This window comes from Paenibacillus sp. YN15 (genome assembly GCF_003285005.1).
Taxonomy (GTDB): domain Bacteria; phylum Bacillota; class Bacilli; order Paenibacillales; family NBRC-103111; genus Paenibacillus_AR.
Genome location: NZ_QMFA01000038.1, coordinates 34,417 through 53,765, shown reverse-complemented (window position 1 = coordinate 53,765; position 19,349 = coordinate 34,417). Strand labels below are relative to the sequence as shown.

At 54.8% G+C, this 19,349-nt stretch carries 17 protein-coding genes and 1 other annotated feature; of the genes, 16 read left to right on the top strand and 1 reads right to left on the bottom strand.

Annotation, left to right across the window (positions count from 1 at the left end; all coding sequences use genetic code 11):
• From DQG13_RS23865 to DQG13_RS23840, 6 genes are all read left to right on the top strand, one after another.
• Positions 1–1,569, top strand: coding sequence for a response regulator (locus tag DQG13_RS23865; protein WP_113022684.1), 1,569 nt, complete (start codon positions 1–3; stop codon positions 1,567–1,569).
• 38 nt (positions 1,570–1,607) lie between these two features.
• On the top strand, positions 1,608–3,266 hold the full coding sequence (locus DQG13_RS23860; protein ID WP_181592959.1) for an extracellular solute-binding protein: 1,659 nt from the start codon (positions 1,608–1,610) through the stop codon (positions 3,264–3,266).
• Positions 3,267–3,361: 95 nt separating this feature from the next.
• Positions 3,362–4,288 carry an ABC transporter permease gene (locus tag DQG13_RS23855; RefSeq protein ID WP_113022704.1) on the top strand — a complete coding sequence of 309 codons (927 nt, stop codon included), beginning with the start codon at positions 3,362–3,364 and terminating at the stop codon, positions 4,286–4,288.
• On the top strand, positions 4,282–5,148 hold the full coding sequence (locus tag DQG13_RS23850; protein ID WP_113022682.1) for a carbohydrate ABC transporter permease: 867 nt from the start codon (positions 4,282–4,284) through the stop codon (positions 5,146–5,148). The genes DQG13_RS23855 and DQG13_RS23850 overlap by 7 nt, the downstream gene beginning before the upstream one ends.
• A 78-nt stretch (positions 5,149–5,226) precedes the next feature.
• A complete protein-coding gene (locus tag DQG13_RS23845) occupies positions 5,227–6,786 on the top strand; it encodes an extracellular solute-binding protein (protein ID WP_146767194.1) in 1,560 nt (519 codons plus the stop codon).
• A gap of 63 nt (positions 6,787–6,849) precedes the next feature.
• Entirely contained in the window at positions 6,850–7,806 is a 957-nt protein-coding gene (locus DQG13_RS23840; RefSeq protein ID WP_258525826.1) for a DUF1861 family protein, read from the top strand.
• A 647-nt stretch (positions 7,807–8,453) separates the two neighbouring features.
• On the opposite strand, the gene DQG13_RS23835 is transcribed toward DQG13_RS23840, so the two are convergent.
• Positions 8,454–9,512 (bottom strand): Leu/Phe/Val dehydrogenase, encoded by a 1,059-nt coding sequence (locus tag DQG13_RS23835; RefSeq protein WP_113022679.1) that lies wholly within the window; start codon positions 9,510–9,512, stop codon positions 8,454–8,456.
• Positions 9,513–9,673: 161 nt separating this feature from the next.
• Here DQG13_RS23835 and DQG13_RS23830 point away from each other — a divergent pair, with 161 nt between their 5' ends.
• The 10 genes from DQG13_RS23830 (at position 9,674) to rpoB (ending at position 19,300) form a co-directional block, all read left to right on the top strand.
• Positions 9,674–10,654, top strand: coding sequence for an AraC family transcriptional regulator (locus tag DQG13_RS23830; protein ID WP_113022678.1), 981 nt, complete (start codon positions 9,674–9,676; stop codon positions 10,652–10,654).
• Between the two features lie 329 nt (positions 10,655–10,983).
• Complete coding sequence (gene rpmG, locus DQG13_RS23825) at positions 10,984–11,133, top strand: 50S ribosomal protein L33 (RefSeq protein WP_113022677.1); 150 nt, start codon at positions 10,984–10,986, stop codon at positions 11,131–11,133.
• A gap of 18 nt (positions 11,134–11,151) precedes the next feature.
• On the top strand, positions 11,152–11,364 hold the full coding sequence (secE, locus tag DQG13_RS23820; RefSeq protein WP_113022676.1) for a preprotein translocase subunit SecE: 213 nt from the start codon (positions 11,152–11,154) through the stop codon (positions 11,362–11,364).
• 12 nt (positions 11,365–11,376) lie between these two features.
• On the top strand, positions 11,377–11,910 hold the full coding sequence (gene nusG, locus DQG13_RS23815; protein ID WP_113022675.1) for a transcription termination/antitermination protein NusG: 534 nt from the start codon (positions 11,377–11,379) through the stop codon (positions 11,908–11,910).
• Positions 11,911–12,113: 203 nt separating this feature from the next.
• Complete coding sequence (rplK, locus tag DQG13_RS23810; protein ID WP_113022674.1) at positions 12,114–12,539, top strand: 50S ribosomal protein L11; 426 nt, start codon at positions 12,114–12,116, stop codon at positions 12,537–12,539.
• A gap of 64 nt (positions 12,540–12,603) precedes the next feature.
• Positions 12,604–13,296, top strand: coding sequence for a 50S ribosomal protein L1 (gene rplA, locus DQG13_RS23805; protein ID WP_113022673.1), 693 nt, complete (start codon positions 12,604–12,606; stop codon positions 13,294–13,296).
• Positions 13,297–13,349: 53 nt separating this feature from the next.
• Positions 13,350–13,495: a sequence feature (ribosomal protein L10 leader region), on the top strand.
• Between the two features lie 72 nt (positions 13,496–13,567).
• Positions 13,568–14,062: a 50S ribosomal protein L10 gene (rplJ, locus tag DQG13_RS23800; RefSeq protein ID WP_113022672.1), complete on the top strand. Its 495-nt coding sequence runs from the start codon at positions 13,568–13,570 to the stop codon at positions 14,060–14,062.
• A gap of 112 nt (positions 14,063–14,174) precedes the next feature.
• Positions 14,175–14,537 carry a 50S ribosomal protein L7/L12 gene (gene rplL / locus DQG13_RS23795; RefSeq protein WP_113022671.1) on the top strand — a complete coding sequence of 121 codons (363 nt, stop codon included), beginning with the start codon at positions 14,175–14,177 and terminating at the stop codon, positions 14,535–14,537.
• A 145-nt stretch (positions 14,538–14,682) separates the two neighbouring features.
• Positions 14,683–15,288, top strand: coding sequence for a class I SAM-dependent methyltransferase (locus DQG13_RS23790; protein WP_113022670.1), 606 nt, complete (start codon positions 14,683–14,685; stop codon positions 15,286–15,288).
• 475 nt (positions 15,289–15,763) lie between these two features.
• Complete coding sequence (rpoB, locus tag DQG13_RS23785) at positions 15,764–19,300, top strand: DNA-directed RNA polymerase subunit beta (RefSeq protein ID WP_113022669.1); 3,537 nt, start codon at positions 15,764–15,766, stop codon at positions 19,298–19,300.
• Positions 19,301–19,349: the final 49 nt, after the last annotated feature.

Here is a 19,349-nt window from a genome sequence, read left to right as displayed (position 1 = left end):
ATGCGGATTTTGCTGGTGGAGGATGAGCCTATGTTCCGCAAGGGACTGGCCAAGATGATCGCGGGTTTGAATACGGGCTGGGAGGTGTGCGGGGAAGCGGAGAACGGCGAGGAGGCGGAGCGGCTGGTGGAGCTGCTGTGTCCGGATCTGGTCATTACGGATATTCGGATGCCCTTGATGGACGGTCTGGAGCTGCTGCGGCGGGTGAAGGCCGCCCATCCCGACACAGCGGTAATTGTGATTACCGGCTACCAGGATTTCCAGTATGCCCAAACTGCCTTGCGCTGCGGCGCTTTGGATATCCTGGTGAAGCCCTGCGGCAAACAGGATATCTGCCATGTGCTGGATAAGGCGGAAGCGGTGGTAGCTGTCAAGCGGGAGCAGCGGGGCAGGGAGCAGCGGGAGGAAGCGCGCCGGCTGGACAATGCGCTGCGGGAGCTGTTTCTGCGGCTGCCCTGCCGCCCGGATGTCGCGGCAATTCTGGAGCGCCGGATATGCGGCACGAAATTGATCCTGCTCTATATCGCCGACTATTCTCCCGACCATAAGCAATATGCGAAGAAGGATATACCGCTCCTGCAATTTGCTGTGCTGAATATTGTCGGCGAGGTGACCAGGGAGACTCAAGGGGATGCGGGCTGCTTGCTGATCGTGGAGACAGGTTGTTTTGCCCTGTTCATCAAGGAGCTGTCAGAGGAGCAGCAGCTGCAGAGCGCCATTGCCGGGAGCCTGTGGAGCTTCCTCGGCCTGCGGGCGGAGCTGCAGGAGGCGGTTGCCGTGGATGCTCTTGAGCAGCTTCCGGATCTGTACGAGGAACGGCTTGGCGTTCGGCGGAGCGGAGCAGCGGCGGGAGGGCTTCCCGCATCGGCGCTGTCCCGGGAGGAGGCCGCGCAATCCCTTCCCGATGGCGCCTCCAGCAGGATGAAGCAGCAGATGATCGCCGAACAGTTGGCCGAGCTGATTCGGGAAGGGAACCTGAAGGGATTGAAGGAATGTCTGGAGCAGCTAACCGAAGCAGTGTGCGCCTCCGGCCCGGAGGTGCGGAAGCTGGAAGCGCTGTCACTGGGTTTTGCCTTGCAGGAAACGGCCCGAAGACAGCTGGAGGCGGGATATGATCCCGGACTGTTGACAGCTCGGATAGAGCGGCTTCATGAATGCGGCAGCTTGAAGGAGCTGCGGGAGTGGCTGGCGGAGGCGACAGGACATTTTTCGGAGGCCCTGGCAGAGTGGCAGAATAAATACGGCGGGAGCTCCGTAGCCGCCGCTATCCGTTACATGGAGGAGCACTATGCCAGCAGGCAGCTGACGCTGGCGGAGGTGGCCGTCCAGGCCCATCTGAGCCCCGCTTATTTCAGCCATTTGTTCAAGAAAGAAACCGGACGCAGCTTTGTTACCTTTCTGATCGAGGTGCGGATGGAGAAGGCAAAGCAGCTTCTGGCCGGAACCGGCTTGAACGTGACAGAGGTGGCGGGCATTGTCGGGTATGATCTGCCCAATTATTTTGCCAAACTGTTCAAGCAGTACAGCGGATTAACCCCCAAGGAATACAGGAAACGGCATCAGTCATGAACAGGCGGCATCCAGCGGAGAGCGAGGAGGGGAGCAGATTGGACGGACAGAAGGGGAAGCGGCATCGTTGCAGGCTGTTGTTAGCCGTGCTTATGCTGCTGGCGTTAGGTGCGGCTGCCTGTGGAACAAGCGGCGGTGATCCGTCAGATGCGAAGCCGAAGCCGCGGATCAGGGTTTCCGTTTATGACCGGGTGAATGTTCCGTCCAGCGAAGGTTCTATTGTCAACAACAAGATCACCCGCTGGATCAAAGAAGCAGGTCCTGTGGATGTGGAGTTTGTTCCCGTGCTGCGGACCCAAGCCGAGCAGAAGCTGAATGGATTGTTCGCTGCAGGAGAAGCTCCCGACCTGATTATGGAGTATGCTCCGCAAATCAAGAATACGCTCATTGACAAAGGGCTGCTGCGGCCCATTGACGATATGATCGAGCAGTACAGCACCACCTATAAGGAAATATTGCAGCGTTATCCGATTCTGCGCAAAGCGGGGACGGGTGAGGATGGACGGCTGTACCAGTTTGGCCGGATCAACGAGACGGTGCCTATGCGGGCGGTGTTCATCCGTACGGACTGGTTGGAGCGGCTGCAGCTGGATATTCCGCATACGACGGAGGAGCTGTTCCAAGTGGCCAAAGCATTCACCGAACAGGACCCGGACGGCAATGGCAAGCGGGATACCTATGGCATCGCCTTGGCAGGCGTTTCCAGCGCTGTGATCAATGAGATGTTCGGATTAATTCATCCGGACTATGTGGTCCGCGGCGGGGAATTGGTGCATGGCTGGGACAATATTGAGGCGGTGACCGCTTTTAGGAAGCGGATCTATGATGAAGGGCTGGCGGACCGGGAATTCTGGAACGACAAGAATGGGTACCGTGCCAGACAAGACTTTTTGCGGGGGCGGATCGGGATCTTTATGGATCAGTTCAATGTTCCGGCCGCCTTCTATAACGACTTCTATTTGCGGCTAAAAAGGAATGTCCCCGATGCCCGGCTTACGGTTATTCCCTATCCGGTTACACCGGTAGGGCAGTTCAATCCGATATTCGTTAACCCGGTGCAGATGACCGGTGTCGTCAATGCCAACACCCGCAATCCGGAGGCGGTGATGCAGTACGTCGATTTCGCCGTGTCGGAGCTGTTCATGAAGACGATGTATTTCGGGTTTGAAGGTATTCATCATAAGGTGACGCCTGACGGCTGCCCCAGACTGACAGGCATGGACAAGTGGCGCAAGGAGTTTAATTTTGGAGCCGGGGATTTCGGGATGCTTACCTCTCCGACCCTTGCCGGCCCCTGTTATTACGGTACAGAAAAACTGGATGAGAAGGAACCGCTGCAGCGGGAGGTCCAGCAGATGTTCGAGCTGAATTCCTCCTATGTGAACTTCGCTCTGGAGACAGCGGGGCCTACCCATGCAGAGCAAATGCCCAGACTGCCCCAGCACTTGCAGGGGATTCTGAACCAGGTAACCGGCGCTGTGGGCACAGACGGGGATATCTGGCTCAAGGCGATTCTGACTCCGAACTATTCTCCCGGGGAAGCCCGCCAGGAGGCGGAAGCGCTGTGGGAGCAGGCGGGAGGCAAACAGGTGGACGAATGGTACCGGAGCTTCTATGCCCATGACAGGGATCAGGCGATTATGACGAAGGATATCTACCAGCTATTCAGGGAGCAGCGCGCCGCCCGGGGAAAATGAAGCGATAATCGAAAAATCGTATCTGTTTATCGTTAATTTCTGAATGTTGCCCCTTTGCCAGATAGGTATACTTAAGAGGCAAAGGGGTGAGCAAAATGGCTGTGAAATCAGCACGAGCCAAAAAAGCTTTGCGGTATCTGGACAGGAAGAAATACCTTTATATTCTTCTTATTCCATGTGTTGTATATTTTTTCATCTTCAATTATGTCCCCATGTATGGAATCATTATTGCGTTTAAGGACTTCAACTTTGCCAAAGGGATCATCCACAGTCCTTGGGTTGGTTTGGAGCACTTCAAGTACATGTTCGGATTAAGCGATTTCTACCAGGTGTTTTGGAACTCGTTCTATCTTGGGCTGCTGCGGCTTGTATTCACCTTTCCCTTCCCGATCTTGCTGGCGCTCTTGCTGAACGAAATTCGCCAGGTGACGTATCAGCGTCTGACCCAAACGATCATTTATTTGCCGCACTTTATTTCCTGGGTAGTCATCGGCGGCATTCTGGTGAACTTCCTGTCCCCCAGTTGGGGGCTGGTCAATATTTTCCTGAAGCAGTTCGGCATCGAACCGGTCTTCTTCCTGGCTGATCCGGATTACTTCCGTCCCATTGTGGTGTTGAGCAGCATCTGGAAGGAAGCCGGTTGGGGCAGCATCATTTTCCTTGCCGCCATTACCGGCATTAACTCTGAATTGTACGAAGCCGCCAGCATAGACGGCGCCAGCCGGCTGCAACGAATTTGGTATGTGACGGTTCCCGGCATCAAATCCACGATTATGGTGCTGTTCATTCTCCGCTTGGGACATATTATGGGCAACGGCTTCGAGCAAATATTCGTCTTGCAGAATCCGATGAATCTGAGGGTATCCGAAGTGTTCGAGACGTATTCGTACCGGGTGGGGCTGCTGGGCAGCCGCTTCTCCTTCGGAACGACGGTGGGACTGTTCACTTCTGTTATTGGCCTGATCTTCCTGATGATGGGCGACCGTCTGGCCAAGCTGATGAAGGAGGATGGCATATGGTAAACAATGGCGCAGGCGATCGCGTGTTCAGTGTGATCAATTATATATTTGTGACTCTGTTTTCCTTGGCCTGCCTGTTTCCTTTCCTCTACGTGGTTTCCTTCTCGGTAACGCCTTATGCCGAGTACCTGGAGCATCCTTTGCGGCTGATTCCGAGCCGCCTGGAGTTTGGCGCTTACAAGCAAATTCTGCAGATGCCGCTGATGTGGAGCGGCTACAAGGTTACGGTGTTGATTACACTTGCCGGTGTAGCGCTGAACATCTTCTTGATGGTCATTTCCGCTTACCCGCTGTCCAAGCCGGACTTGAAGGGACGGAATGTCATTCTGGCGTTTATCGTGTTCACCATGTTTTTTAACGGCGGGCTTATTCCCAACTTCTATCTGATTAAGACGCTGGGCTTGTACAATACCATCTGGAGCTTGATATTGCCGGGGGTATTGGGAGCGTATAACTTGATTCTGATGAAAAATTTCATCGGTTCCATCCCCGCCAGTCTGGAGGAATCCGCCTATATCGACGGCGCCAACGAGATTAAGGTGCTGTTCCGGATTATTATTCCGCTGTCCAAACCGGCCATTGCCACCTTCGTTATTTTCCATGCAGTCGGTCAGTGGAATACGTTCTTCTCCGCCATTATCTATACCTCCAAGCGCAGCTTGTGGCCGTTGATGCTCATTCTGCGGGACTTGGTGGTGGAGGACGGAGGGTTGGCCCGGGATATGATGGATACTGGCAGCGTAACGGAATTTACCCTTAAGATGGCGATTATTGTATTTGCTACATTGCCGATTATTATGGTGTATCCGTTCTTGCAGCGGTTTTTCATGAAGGGCTTGCTGGTGGGGTCCATCAAAGGATGAATGCCTCAGCGTTGACTTGGTTATAACTGCGGCAGGTAGCGGTTGTAATAGATAATCAGGATAAAGGGGAGATTTGTGTTGACTAGATCAAACAAGCTTTCAGCAAGTTTATTGGCGTCCGCCCTGCTCTTGACTGCGGTTCTATCCGGATGTGGAGGCGGTGACAAGAAAAGCGAAGGCACAACCGATCCGGCTGCTTCCACTGGATCAAGCCCTGCGGCCAAAGCTCCGGTTACCATCAAGATGTTCAACCGGGTGAATGCCGGGATTATCCTGGAGAACAACCCGGTAGTCGCCGAGGCGGAGAAGCTGGCCAATGTGAAGCTGTCCATCGAAGCGCCTCCGATCAACAATTATACGGACAAATTGAAGGTGATGATGGCGTCGGGCGAGCTGCCGGACCTGATCTACAACTGGGGCGGCGCTGATGCCAGTATGGAGACCTGGGCGCAGAACGGCTTGCTGCTTCCGTTGGATGACAAGATTTCCAAGTATCCCAATCTGATGAAGAATATTACCAAGGAAATGTGGGATAGCGTCAAGTCTGTGAATGATGGTAAAATATACATGATTCCCAAAACCAATATCGACAACCATTGGGGCTACATGGTCAACCAGGTTTGGCTGGACAAACTGGGGCTGAAGGCTCCGGAAACCCTGGATGAGCTGACCAATGTGCTGCGGGCGTTCACCAAGAATGATCCGGATGGCAACGGCAAGGCGGATACGTATGGCTACACTCAGGTCGGCGTGTGGGCGCCTTCCTACTTCATTGCCAGTGCCTTCGATCTGCCCATGATGAACGGGGTGAAGGATACGGATGGAAACTACAAGATCAAGGAGAAGATGTCCGGGTATATTCCGTATCTGACCTACTTGAAGCAGCTGCATGATGAGAAGATTATCGATCCCGAATTTATCATCAACAAGTCTTATGTGGATCTGGAGAAGCTGAACCAAGGGAAGGTGGGAATGGTTCCCGCCCATCAATATGGGGTCATGGTCAATCTGGGCCGGGACAAGGATGCGGACAAGAAGTTTACGTACCAGGGCGTGCTGAAGAACAGCAAGGGAGAAGCGCGGAATCTGGTGACGGTGTCCACCTGGGGCGGCTGGATGATCAGCAAGGACAGCAAGAATGTGGATGAAGTGCTGCGGTTCCTGGATTGGGGGAATACGGCGGAAGCGAATGCGTTATTCCAGATCGGGTTGAAAGGGCTTACTTACGATAGCTATGATCCCGCAAGCAAGGCCCTCGTCCGCAGTACGGAGCAAGCCTCCAAAGTAAATACGCTGACCAGCACCTATATGACATTAGCCAATGCCATTGACGGCCAAGGCGCCATTATCGAGAATGCCGATTCGCCGGAGAAGCTGACCAAGTTCAAGGAGCAGTGGGCTGCCGCCCAAAAGAAGATGACGACAGTGAATGTGCCGGCTGTCCGTGCGCCCAAGCTGTTGAACCTGGGCAACACGATTCCCGATCTGATCAAGGAGAAGGATGAGCAGGAGCAGAAATATATCACAGGCGAAATTACTGTGGAGCAATTGAAAAGCTTCCTGGAGAAGAAGTGGTACCCGGCCACAGCGGATGCGGAGAAGGAATATATCGAGTTCATGAACAAGCTTGGGAAATAGCAAAGTTAGAAGTCTGACCGGCTTTTAGAAAGGCAGATGAATGTGAGGTGGATACGGTTGACCTTGAAGCAGCGAAGAATGGAATTTGAAGCGCAGAAACGTATTTACGAAAGTGCGACTCTGCGATTTCATGGCGTAGATGGCTTTGATGTGTACAATGGGTCCATTCCGTTCACGAGAAACGGGAAACGCTATTTGTTCGGGCGGGTGGAACGCCGTGAGGAGTGGGCCCGCTCCTGGGTTCGGCTGTTCGAGGAGACGGGACAGGATGAATGGACAATAGTGGACAATAGTATGATCTATACGCTGGAGGACCCTTATATCACGGAGATTGGCGATGAACTGGTGCTGGGCGGGACTCATGTGCAATATGAGCGCGGATCATACAGCACGTTTTTCGGCTACTTTTTCCGGGGAACGGATCTCCATGACTTGTACTATTTCACCACCGGGCCGAGCAAAATGAAGGATATTCGCCTTGTTCCCCTGGCGGATGGCAGGATTGGCGTTTTCTCCCGTCCGCGCAGCAGCGAATTGAGAGGCAAGTATGGCAGCGAGTCCATGATCGGCTTCACCACTATCAACAGTCTGGATGAGCTGACCGCGGATGTGATTGCCAATGCCCCATACATTCACGGCATCTTCGGGGAAGGCGAATGGGGGGGCGTCAATCAGGCGTATCTGCTGGACAGCGGCAAGATCGGCATTATCGGCCATATCTGTTACCGGGATCAGGATGAGCGCGGAGGAGAGCAACGGGTATACCTGAACATGGCCTTTGTCTTCGATCCGGTCACCCGCGAATCCGCAGATCTTCATCTCATTGGCAGCCGTCCCTGCTACCCGCCGGGTCCGGCCAAAAAGCCATACCTGACAGATTGCGTCTTCGCCTCGGGCATTGTCACGCGTCCGGACGGGAGGGCCGATCTGTACAGCGGCCTTGGCGACTGTCAGACGGGGCGCATCACCATCGACTATCCTTTTGCAGGGCACGGGTCATTGTTGGCAGGTGTCTACTAAGGCGTGTCTCTAACCTGTATTTCAAGAGCTCGGGCCGTCAGGTCCGGGCTTTTTGGCGCGTAAGGAATTTATAACCTTCGGAGCGAAGATGTCTTCTGCTTGGGAAAATATTGGTGGGGTGCGAAGGACAGAGTATGGAGGGGGCGCGGTGGGCGGCCGTCTGATGGTTGCGGACAGACGATCCGTTATTTTCCGCATTTGGCCCGTTTTCAGATTTTCACGGACAGACGATTCGCTATTTTGCTCCAGAGGCAAGGGAACTCCAGATTTTCCACACTTAACGGAATTGGAGTCCGCGCAGGAGAAGAAAAGGCAGATTTTTGCGAAATAACGGAACCACGGTCCGCCAAACTGAAACTCCTAAGCAAATGTATGGCGCCAAAGTCGCCGGCAGGCCAGTTTTTTAAAAGCGGCGCTACAATTCCATAGGCTATGGTTATAAACGCCATATATAGAATATAAATCCATACCGACAAGCCTCATCGCAAGTCCCGCAAAAACGAGGAGGTGATGTGTATCTGCAAGGAGTACCTCTGGGCGAGCTTTACGGAGAAAAGGCCCATGAGCTGCTGCATACCCCATAATACAGCCCGGGAGCTGCTCTTAGGATGTGCCTCATGTCTCATAGGGCCTCTCTTTGTCCGTTCTTATTTGGCTGCGGCCGCTTTTGCGTCGGCCAGGCGGTTCTCGGCCAGGCGGTCGGCCGCCTCGTGGGGCAGCATCTTTTCCGCTGCGGCGATGCGGAACACTTCCTCCAGGTTATGCCGGATGTTGGCTACCTGCCGGAACGCCCGCTCCTCATCATAGCCGCCTTGCTCGTTGGCGATGTTGATCACGCCGCCGGCGTTGATGACATAATCCGGCGCGTAGAGGATGCCGCGCTCCGCCAGCGCCAAGCCGTGCCGCGGCTCCTTCAGCTGGTTGTTGGCTGCGCCTGCAACCACCTTGGCCTTCAGCGCCGGAATGGTGGCATCGTTCAGCGTTGCGCCCAGGGCGCAGGGGGCGTAAATATCGCAGGCCGCCCCATAGATGGCGTCCGGGCTGATGATGGCGGCTCCGAATTCCGCCTCCACCTGGGCCAGCGCCTCCCTGTTCAGGTCGGCAGCCACGATCCGGGCTCCCTCCTGGTGCAGGTGCTTGCACAGGTAGTAGCCCACATGGCCCACCCCCTGAACCGCCACTGTCAGTCCGGCCAGGCTGTCCGCGCCGAAGGCTTCCCGCGCCGCGGCCTTCATCCCCACGTATACGCCATAAGCGGTGGCCGGAGACGGATCGCCCGACGAGCCTCTGGACTTGGCCAGCCCTGCAACGTATTGGGTATGCTCGCTGACGATCTCCATATCCTCCACGCAGGTGCCCACATCTTCGGCGGTGATATAGCGTCCCGCCAGCCCTTGCACATAACGGCCGAAGGCGCGGAACATGGCTTCGTTCTTGGCGGTTTTGGAATCGCCGATGATGACGGTTTTGCCGCCCCCCAGCGCCAGTCCCGCCGCCGCATTCTTATAGGTCATGCCCCGGGCCAGCCGCAGCACATCCGTCAGCGCCTCTTCTTCGGAGGCGTAATTCCACATGCGGGTACCGCCCAATGCGGGGCCCAAGGTGGTGTCATGGATGGCGATTATCGCCTTGAGGCCGGAGGCCTTGTCCTGGCAAAACACCACTTGCTCGTAATCATCCTTCTCCATCATTTCAAACAGCCTCATGGCCCTCCACCTTCCTGATCTGTGCCGTTATCCTGTTCTTTGTCTCCTTATCAGCCTAAGACGGGCGGGGCTTTTCGTCAAGAAGGCCGCCGTGGTAAGATGAACGGGAATTCTTATTAACGGATGCTCAACCAATAAGCAGCAGTTTTCGGGAGGTTTCTATGGAGCGGGAGCAGTTGGCGGGCAACGCCAGGGAATATGCCGCGCGGGTTCACGGTGTAATGGATTATATTGAGAATCATCTTGCCGATCCGCTGACACTGGAGGAGCTGTCCCGGGTGGCGGGCTTCTCCAAATATCATTTTCACCGGATTTTCGCAAGCCAGACAGGGGAGACCCTGTTCGGCTTTATTCAGCGGCTGCGGCTGGAGAAGGCGGCGTTCCTGCTGGCAAGCGATCCCCGGATCAGCGTCACCGAGGCGGCGCTGGAAACGGGCTTCGGCGGGTCTTCCTCCTTTGCCAGAGGCTTCAAGCAGCGCTTCGGCCTCTCCCCCACCGAATGGCGGAGCAAGGCGGCGGGCAGCGAAAGCAATTTCGGTATAATGGACCGCAATTCATGCAATGCGAACCGCAATCCGGGGCAATCGGCGGCCGCCTCCAAGGTTTATATTGAGTATGCAGGCGATACTCAAATCTGGAGGTGCGAGATGGAACAGAACACAACCACCGTAACGGTAAAAGAAATTCCCGGCTGGACCCTGGCGTATGTACGGTATGTGGGGCCGTATGCCGGAGACGGAGAGCTGTTTCAGCGGCTGAATGACAAGCTTTTCAAATGGGCGGGCGCACGGGGGCTGATCCGTTTCCCCGAAACCCAGCACCTGATCATGTACCATGACAGTCCGGAAATTACCGACGAGGATAAGCTGCGCCTAAGCGTATGCCTTACGGTGCCGGAGGATACCCAGGTGGATGGGGACATCGGCAAAATGACCCTGGCGCCCGGCAAATACGCCTTTGCCCGGTTCCGGCTGGGGGTGCAGGATTATACCGAGGCGTGGGGCTGGGTGTACGGCACCTGGCTGCCGTCCTCGGGATATGCCCCGGATGACGGCCCGTGCTTCGAGCTGTATCCGGAGCCGGGCCCCGATGCGGACGGCCGGTTTGCCGTAGACATCTGCGTTCCGGTGAAGCCTCTCTGACGGGGCAGCTTGCGGCCGGCTTGGAATAAGCCTGGCTGCAGGCTGTTTTTTCGCTGCAGCCAGCCGCGGCTTCAAGGTTTATCTCGCGACTCTATGGGCAATACTAGCAAAAAACGAATAGACGCGATGGACAAACCGGATCGACAACTATGAAAGGCAGTCTGACGGCGGGCGGAGTCCGGCGGGGAAAGCGCTGCTGGAGAAAAATGCTTCCTTGACACGTTTAACGTGTTATGATAGACTGCTTTAGTGACCCTAAATTGTTAAGACGCGAGTCCCAGACAATCAGGGTTTTTAATTAGTTCAGGTTGTCTATGGGAGGTGTAAACATGCGGGTTATCATTACTTTGGCTTGCACGAACTGCAAACAACGGAACTATACGTCCAACAAGAACAAGCGGAATAATCCGGACCGCATGGAGCTGAAGAAGTATTGCAAGTATTGCAATGAGCCTACAGTCCATCGCGAAACTCGGTAAGTTTTTGGAGGTGCAGTCGTGGCTTTTGTGGACAAAATGAAGCGTAGCTTCGGTTCCTTTTTCGGCTTTTTCGCCGATGCCTGGTCCGAGCTCAAGAAAGTCAAGTGGCCGACCAGGAAAGAAATGATCAGCTATACGCTGGTTGTTGTTGGTACGGTGCTGTTTGTTACCCTATACTTCTACGTTCTTGACCTGGGCATCTCCGAGCTGATTCGCCTGGTCACAGAATAGGGGCCGGCGTCAATGGAGAAAAGATGGTATGTCGTCCACACGTATTCGGGTTACGAAAACAAGGTAAAAGCAAACCTGGAAAAGCGCGTCGAATCCATGAACATGCAGGACAAGATCTTCCGTGCTTTGGTGCCCACTGAAGAAGAAGTGGTCAACAAGGACGGCAAGAAGAAGACGGTTCAGCGCAAGGTTTACCCCGGTTATGTATTGGTGGAGATGATCCAGACGGACGAGTCTTGGTACGTTGTCCGCAATACGCCCGGCGTAACGGGGTTTGTCGGTTCTACCGGCTCCGGCTCGAAGCCGACCGCTCTGCTTCCCGAGGAAGTGGAATCCATCCTGAAGCATATGGGCATGGAAGAGCCGAAGCCGAAAATTGATTTTGAGCTGAAGGAAATGGTCCGCGTCAAAGTGGGTCCCTTCGCCAATTTTGTCGGCTCCGTGGAAGAAATTCTGCCGGAAAAGATGAAGCTGAAGGTTCATGTCAACATGTTCGGCAGGGAAACACCGCTTGAGTTGGAATTTACTCAGGTGGAGAAAGTATAAATGCATCCGCCGCATGAAGCGGACTTCTCCGCTTTTATTTGCATGCGGGCTGCCGGCAGTGACACACACGGCAGCGTGGATTCGCTCTGGCCGTTTTAAGTGAGAAGCGGCCGGTGTTTGCGGCTGGCGCATATTGCGTTTGTCCGCGGTGGGAGGGGCAGCACCCCATCTGTACCACATTTCGCAAGGAGGTGTCTATAGCAATGGCAAAGAAAGTTATCAAAATGGTGAAGCTCCAAGTTGCAGCAGGTAAAGCGAATCCGGCACCGCCGATCGGTCCTGCGCTGGGTCAAGCAGGCGTGAACATTATGGCGTTCTGTAAGGAATTCAATGCCCGTACCGCCGATCAAGCCGGTCTGATCATTCCGGTTGTCATCACGGTGTTCGAGGACCGTTCCTTTACATTCGAAACCAAAACTCCGCCCGCAGCCGTTCTGCTTCGCGTGGCCGCCAACGTCCCCAAGGGGTCCGGCGAACCCAACAAGAAGAAAGTGGCTACCGTTAAACGCGCCAAGGTGCGTGAGATCGCCGAACAAAAAATGCCCGACCTGAATGCAGCGTCCGTGGAAGCGGCTATGCGCATGGTGGAAGGCACTGCCCGCAGCATGGGTATCGTAATCGAAGACTAATCAGTCTTCACTGATTGACCAAGTGGGAGGATATTCCGCTAACACCACAAAGGAGGAACCGTACATGGCTAAACACGGTAAGAAATATGCCGAAGCGGCTAAGAACGTAAACGCAGAAGCGCTTTACGATGCTGCGGAAGCAGTTGAGCTCGTGAAGAAAATGGCTACCGCCAAGTTCGACGAAACCGTTGAGGTTGCCGTTCGTCTGGGCGTAGACCCCAAGAAGCAAGACCAAGCTGTCCGCGGCGTAGTTGTACTGCCCCACGGCACAGGCAAAACCAAGCGCGTGCTTGTATTCGCCAAGGGCGACAAAGCGAAGGAAGCGGAAGCTGCCGGAGCCGATTTCGTTGGCGATGCCGACATGATCAACAAAATCCAGCAAGGCTGGTTCGACTTTGATGTCTGCGTAGCTACGCCGGACATGATGAGCGAAGTGGGTAAGCTGGGCCGTCTGCTGGGCGGTAAGGGTTTGATGCCGAACCCCAAGGCCGGTACTGTTACGTTCGACGTAACCAAGGCTATCGGTGAAATCAAAGCAGGTAAAATCGAGTATCGTCTCGACAGAGCCGGTCAAATTCATGCTCCTATCGGCAAGGCTTCCTTCGACGCCGTGAAGCTGAATGAAAACCTGAAGGCCCTGATTGATGCGCTTGTTCGTGCCAAGCCTGCTGCAGCCAAGGGTGTATACCTGAAGAGCGCCGCGGTGTCCTCTACTATGGGCCCGAGTGTAAAGCTCAACGTTGCTGCATACCGCTAAAAATTGGCATTTGACTTGCGCGCCTCATCTGTGTTAGGATAAGTGAGGTTTTTCAAAAGTGAATATGCTGACCGTAGACAGCAGGTGCCGCAAGGCTTAATCTCCTGCCGAGGTGTTATGATATAGATCGATCCTTTGCTTGAATCGATTTGAATCCATCATGCCTTCGTCGTCTAACGAGGGCATTTTTTATGCCTTCAGCAGCGCAGGTTGCCGTATGTGTCGAATACAGTTTTGCTTTTTCGCAAAGCTTTCCTAGGAGGTGTAACGAATGCCTAATGCAAAAGTTCTGGAACAAAAACAACAAATGGTAAACGAAGTGACTGCCAAGCTGCAGGAGAGCTCCTGCACCGTAGTTGCCGACTACCGTGGTCTGACTGTTGCTCAAGTAACCCAGCTGCGGAAGAACCTCCGCGAAGCAGGCGTTGAATTCCAAGTGTTGAAAAACACCCTGGTCCGCCGCGCTACCGCCGAGGCCAACCTGACCGAGCTGGACGCTGTTCTGACTGGACCTACAGCTGTGGCTTTCGGCAAGGACGTTGTCGCTCCTGCCAAGGTGCTGGCTGATTTCGCCAAGAAGAACGACAAGCTTCAAATCAAAGGCGGCGTTGTCGAAGGACGCGTTGTCGATGCCGCTCAACTGAAGGCATTGGCTGATCTGCCTTCCCGCGAAGGCCTGCTGTCCATGCTGCTCAGCGTGCTGCAAGCGCCGATGCGCAACTTCGCCCTTGCGGTTAAGGCTGTTGCCGAGAAGCAAGAAGCGTAAGACATCCCAGCAAAGTGAAGATAAGCTTCGAAGCTTATTCCTGGTACTTTGCCGGGGACCCGAAATTCCCGTTTTCTAAAAAATTATAGGATTGAACATAGGAGGTTTAACCATGAGCAAAGAGCAAATCATTGAAGCCATTAAAGGCATGACCGTTCTGGACCTGAACGATCTGGTTAAAGCAATCGAGGAAGAATTCGGCGTAACTGCAGCAGCTCCTACCGTTGTAGGCGCAGCAGCAGCAGCTCCGGTTGAAGAAGAGCAAACTGAATTTGACGTTATCCTGACCAATGCCGGCGCATCCAAGATCAACGTAATCAAGGTTGTTCGTGAAATCACCGGTCTGGGCCTGAAGGAAGCTAAGGATCTGGTTGACGGCGCACCGAAGCCGATCAAGGAAAAGGTTGCCAAGGACGAGGCTGAAGCTGTTAAGGCTAAGCTGACCGAAGCAGGCGCAACTGTAGAAGTGAAGTAATTCCACTTTGCTGCACATAGGACCCCTTGAAGATTCTTCAAGGGGTTTGTGCTGTTAACGGGTGCGCTGTCTTTCTCTCCGGTGGAGACGGACTACCGGCAAGAAGGAGAACGCATACTTTTATCAGGAAAGGGGGCGAGCCGCTGTGGATCATTATTATACCTCCAAGCCGGTCTCCAGCCGGGAAACCTTCCGGTTTCAGGCGGAGCTCCGCGGGAGAAAGTGGACATTCTGCTCCGATGCGGGGGTTTTCTCCAAACATGGCATTGATTTCGGGAGTACGCTTCTGATCGAAACCATGGAGGTTCCGCCGGACGGGCGGGTGTTGGATGTGGGCTGCGGCTACGGGCCCATCGGACTGTCGGCTGCCGTATTGGCAGAGCGGGGAACGGTCGCCATGCTGGATGTGAACAATCGGGCCCTGGAGCTGGCCAGGGAAAATGCGGCGTTGAACGGAATCGGAAATGTCCGGATTCTCGAAAGCGACGCTTTGGCAGCGGTGGCCGGCGAAACCTTCGACTGCATTCTCACCAACCCGCCCATCCGGGCCGGGAAGGAAGTGGTGCACCGGATTTTCACCCAGGCGTACGATGCTCTGGCAGTTGGTGGAGCGCTGTGGGTTGTCATTCAGAAGAAGCAGGGTTCGCCCTCTGCGTGGGCCAAGCTGGAGGAATTGTTCGGTGAAGATCAGGTGGAGGAAGTCACCAAGGACAAGGGGTACAGAATCTTCCGCGCCAAGAAAAAAGTTTGACTTGATTTTTTGTTTGTGATATGATTATAAAATGTCAGAATTATGATGGGCGACATGTCTTTCATTTTTGAAAATGTCAAGTGTTTTTTTGCGGGGGTGACGGGAGTTGCGGATCTGTCCGTAAGTCACGGTTATTATACCCGGCGTTCCGGGCATTTAAGCATCTTGCAGGAAAATGTCGCATGACGGTGTCCATTTGACCAATTATCCGGATCGGGTATATTCTCTTCCATTTTGGCAAATTATAGGAAGATGATACTGGATCACTCTGTGCATTTTGCGCGGAGCAAACCGATGCGGTGCAACAACCGGAACCCGGCTTGTCGCCGGTTTCGGGAAGGCGATAAATGGTGGAGAGGCTGCCCTTGGCCGGTATCCCGGTTTGAGGCTCTCCATAACAGATCCGGCCTTTGGCCAGGACCATGTTATTGCATGACAGCAGCAACTTTAAGCAGGCACGAGGGGTGAATGAAAGTTGGCGGGTCATCTTGTTCAATTTGGTCGACGTAAACGCAGGACTTATGCGCGCATCAACGAAGTGCTGGATATCCCTAACCTGATTGAAATTCAGCAAAAATCATACCAGTGGTTTTTGGATGAGGGATTGCGCGAGATGTTCCAGGACATCTCTCCCATTCAGGACTTTACCGGGAATCTGGTGCTGGAGTTTATCGACTACAGCCTTGGGGAACCGAAATACACAGTGGACGACGCGAAGGAACGGGACGTAACCTATGCGGCGCCCTTGCGGGTCAAGGTTCGCTTGATCAACAAGGAAACCGGAGAGGTGAAGGAACAGGAAGTCTTCATGGGTGATTTTCCGCTCATGACCGAAACAGGCACGTTTATTATCAACGGGGCCGAGCGTGTTATCGTCAGCCAGTTGGTCCGTTCGCCAAGCGTGTATTTCAGCACCAAAGTTGACAAGAACGGCAAGAAGAACTTCACCGCAACTGTGATTCCCAACCGGGGTGCGTGGCTGGAGCTGGAGACGGATGCCAAGGACATCATTTATGTCCGGATCGACCGTACCCGCAAAATTCCGGTTACCGTTCTTCTGCGGGCGTTGGGATTTGGCACGGATGCGGAAATCATCAACCTCCTCGGTGACGATGAATATATCCGCAATACTCTCGATAAGGACAACACCGACACTACGGAGAAGGCCCTTATCGAAATTTACGAACGGCTCCGCCCCGGCGAGCCGCCGACGCTGGACAACGCCAAGAGCCTTCTGGTGGCGCGGTTTTTCGATCCCAAGCGCTATGATCTGGCCAATGTAGGCCGTTATAAGATCAATAAGAAGCTGCACATCAAAAACCGGCTGTTCAACCAGCGTCTGGCCGAAACACTGGTGGATGCGACCACCGGCGAAATTCTGGCGGAAGCCGGACAGCTGCTGGACCGGCGCCTGCTGGATACCATCATCCCCATGCTGGAAAACGGCTTGGGCATGAAGGATTACCACACGGCCGGCGGCGTGCTGGAGAACGAAAATGTGATTCCGCTGCAATGTGTGGATGTGTATTCGCCCAATGAAGACGGCAAGATCGTCAAGGTGATTGCCAACGGGCTGATCGACAAGTCGGTCAAGCATATTACGCCGGCGGACATCGTTTCTTCCATTAACTATTTCATGAACCTGCTGCACGGCATTGGCAGCACGGATGATATCGACCACCTGGGCAACCGCCGTCTGCGTTCCGTAGGCGAGCTGCTCCAGAACCAGTTCCGCATCGGCCTGTCCCGGATGGAGCGGGTGGTGCGCGAGCGGATGTCCATTCAGGACGCCAATGTGATCACGCCCCAGGCGCTGATCAACATCCGTCCGGTCATTGCATCCATCAAGGAGTTCTTTGGCAGCTCCCAGCTGTCCCAGTTCATGGACCAAACCAATCCCTTGGCCGAACTGACGCACAAGCGCCGCTTGTCCGCGTTGGGCCCTGGCGGCTTGACCCGGGAACGGGCGGGCATGGAAGTCCGGGACGTCCACCACTCCCACTATGGCCGCATGTGTCCCATCGAGACGCCGGAAGGTCCGAACATCGGGTTGATCAACTCCTTGTCCACCTTCGCGCGGATCAACGAATATGGCTTTATCGAAGCGCCGTACCGCTGGGTCGATCCCAAAACCGGCATCGTTACCGATCAGATTGCTTATCTGACAGCGGACGAAGAGGATAATTACGTCATTGCCCAGGCCAATGCGGAACTGACCGAGGAAGGCACCTTCACCCAGGACAGCGTAATTGTCCGTTATAAGGATGATATCCTGACGCTCCCCAAGGAGCGGGTGGATTATATGGATATTTCGCCGAAGCAAGTAGTGTCCGTGGCTACGGCGCTCATTCCCTTCCTGGAGAATGACGACTCCAACCGCGCCCTCATGGGCTCCAACATGCAACGGCAGGCCGTACCGCTTTTGATGCCCAAGGCTCCTCTTGTAGGAACCGGCATGGAGCATAAATCCGCCAAGGATTCCGGCGTTTGTATCGTTTCCAAGGTCCACGGCATTGTAGAACGGGTTTCCGCCAATGAGATCTGGGTCCGCCAGCAGCAAGTAATTGACGGCCGGATGGTCACAGGCAACCTGATCAAGCATAAGCTTCACAAGTTTGAACGCTCCAACCAGGGCACCTGCATCAACCAGCGTCCCATTTGCCGCAAGGGCGACATCATCAAGCCGGGGGATATTCTGGCTGACGGACCGTCCACCGAGCAGGGCGAACTGGCGCTCGGACGCAACGTAGTGGTTGCCTTTATGACATGGGAAGGCTACAACTACGAGGATGCCATCCTGCTCAGCCAAAAGCTGGTCAAGGAGGATGTGTACACCTCCATTCATATCGAGGAATACGAATCCGAAGCCCGGGATACCAAGCTGGGGCCCGAGGAAATCACCCGGGATATCCCCAACGTGGGCGAGGATGCGCTGAAGAACCTGGACGAGCGCGGCATTATCCGCGTCGGCGCGGAGATTGGCGCAGGCGACATCCTGGTAGGCAAGGTGACGCCGAAGGGAGTCACTGAACTGACTGCGGAAGAACGCCTGCTGCACGCTATCTTCGGCGAGAAGGCCCGGGAAGTGCGGGATACCTCCTTGCGGGTGCCCCACGGTACCGATGGCATTGTTGTGGATGTGAAGGTCTTCACCCGTGAGAACGGCGATGAGCTTCCTCCCGGAGTCAACCAGTTGGTGCGGGTCTACATCGCCCAGAAGCGGAAGATTTCCGAAGGCGACAAGATGGCCGGACGCCACGGCAACAAGGGCGTTATCGCCCGGATTATGCCGGAAGAGGATATGCCCTTCCTGCCGGACGGCACGCCTGTTGAAGTTGTGCTGAACCCGCTGGGCGTTCCGTCCCGGATGAACATCGGCCAGGCGCTGGAGGTTCACTTGGGCATGGCCGCCAAGATGCTGGGCATCCATACGGCAACCCCGGTATTCGACGGCGCCCGTGAAAACGACGTGTTCGATACCATGGTGGAAGCCGGCATGCACCGCACCGGTAAATGGCAGCTGTGCGACGGTCGTACAGGCGAGCCCTTCGAACGTGAAGTTACCGTCGGCGTCATGTACATGATCAAGCTGGCGCACATGGTTGATGATAAGATTCACGCCCGTTCCACAGGTCCATACTCCCTCGTTACGCAGCAGCCGCTGGGCGGCAAGGCCCAATTCGGCGGCCAGCGCTTCGGCGAAATGGAAGTTTGGGCGCTGGAGGCATACGGCGCGGCCTATACCCTGCAGGAAATTTTGACCGTCAAGTCCGATGACGTGGTTGGCCGGGTGAAAACCTACGAATCCATCGTCAAAGGCGAGAATGTGCCGGAGCCGGGCATTCCCGAATCCTTCAAGGTTCTGATCAAGGAATTGCAGAGCCTGGGCATGGATGTCAAGATTCTCTCCGAGAACGAGGAAGAGATCGAGATGCGCGAAATCGACGAAGATGAAGTCACCAGCGATAAATTGAACCTCAATCTGGAAGGAGCGGAGCTGGGAGCGGAATAATCCGCTTCCCGGCTTTGTTCCAAACCTGTAGACCGTTGTCTTTCGACGA

What these genes read in the sequence shown, in the direction of transcription:
- rplJ (WP_113022672.1), top strand. Translation starts at nt 13,568, where the DNA reads ATGCCTAATGCAAAAGTTCTGGAACAAAAACAACAAATGGTAAACGAA.
- DQG13_RS23850 (WP_113022682.1), top strand. Translation starts at nt 4,282, where the DNA reads ATGGTAAACAATGGCGCAGGCGATCGCGTGTTCAGTGTGATCAATTAT.
- rplA (WP_113022673.1), top strand. Translation starts at nt 12,604, where the DNA reads ATGGCTAAACACGGTAAGAAATATGCCGAAGCGGCTAAGAACGTAAAC.
- rpmG (WP_113022677.1), top strand. Translation starts at nt 10,984, where the DNA reads ATGCGGGTTATCATTACTTTGGCTTGCACGAACTGCAAACAACGGAAC.
- rplL (WP_113022671.1), top strand. Translation starts at nt 14,175, where the DNA reads ATGAGCAAAGAGCAAATCATTGAAGCCATTAAAGGCATGACCGTTCTG.
- rplK (WP_113022674.1), top strand. Translation starts at nt 12,114, where the DNA reads ATGGCAAAGAAAGTTATCAAAATGGTGAAGCTCCAAGTTGCAGCAGGT.
- DQG13_RS23835 (WP_113022679.1), bottom strand. Translation starts at nt 9,512, where the DNA reads ATGAGGCTGTTTGAAATGATGGAGAAGGATGATTACGAGCAAGTGGTG.
- DQG13_RS23830 (WP_113022678.1), top strand. Translation starts at nt 9,674, where the DNA reads ATGGAGCGGGAGCAGTTGGCGGGCAACGCCAGGGAATATGCCGCGCGG.
- DQG13_RS23865 (WP_113022684.1), top strand. Translation starts at nt 1, where the DNA reads ATGCGGATTTTGCTGGTGGAGGATGAGCCTATGTTCCGCAAGGGACTG.
- DQG13_RS23855 (WP_113022704.1), top strand. Translation starts at nt 3,362, where the DNA reads ATGGCTGTGAAATCAGCACGAGCCAAAAAAGCTTTGCGGTATCTGGAC.
- nusG (WP_113022675.1), top strand. Translation starts at nt 11,377, where the DNA reads ATGGAGAAAAGATGGTATGTCGTCCACACGTATTCGGGTTACGAAAAC.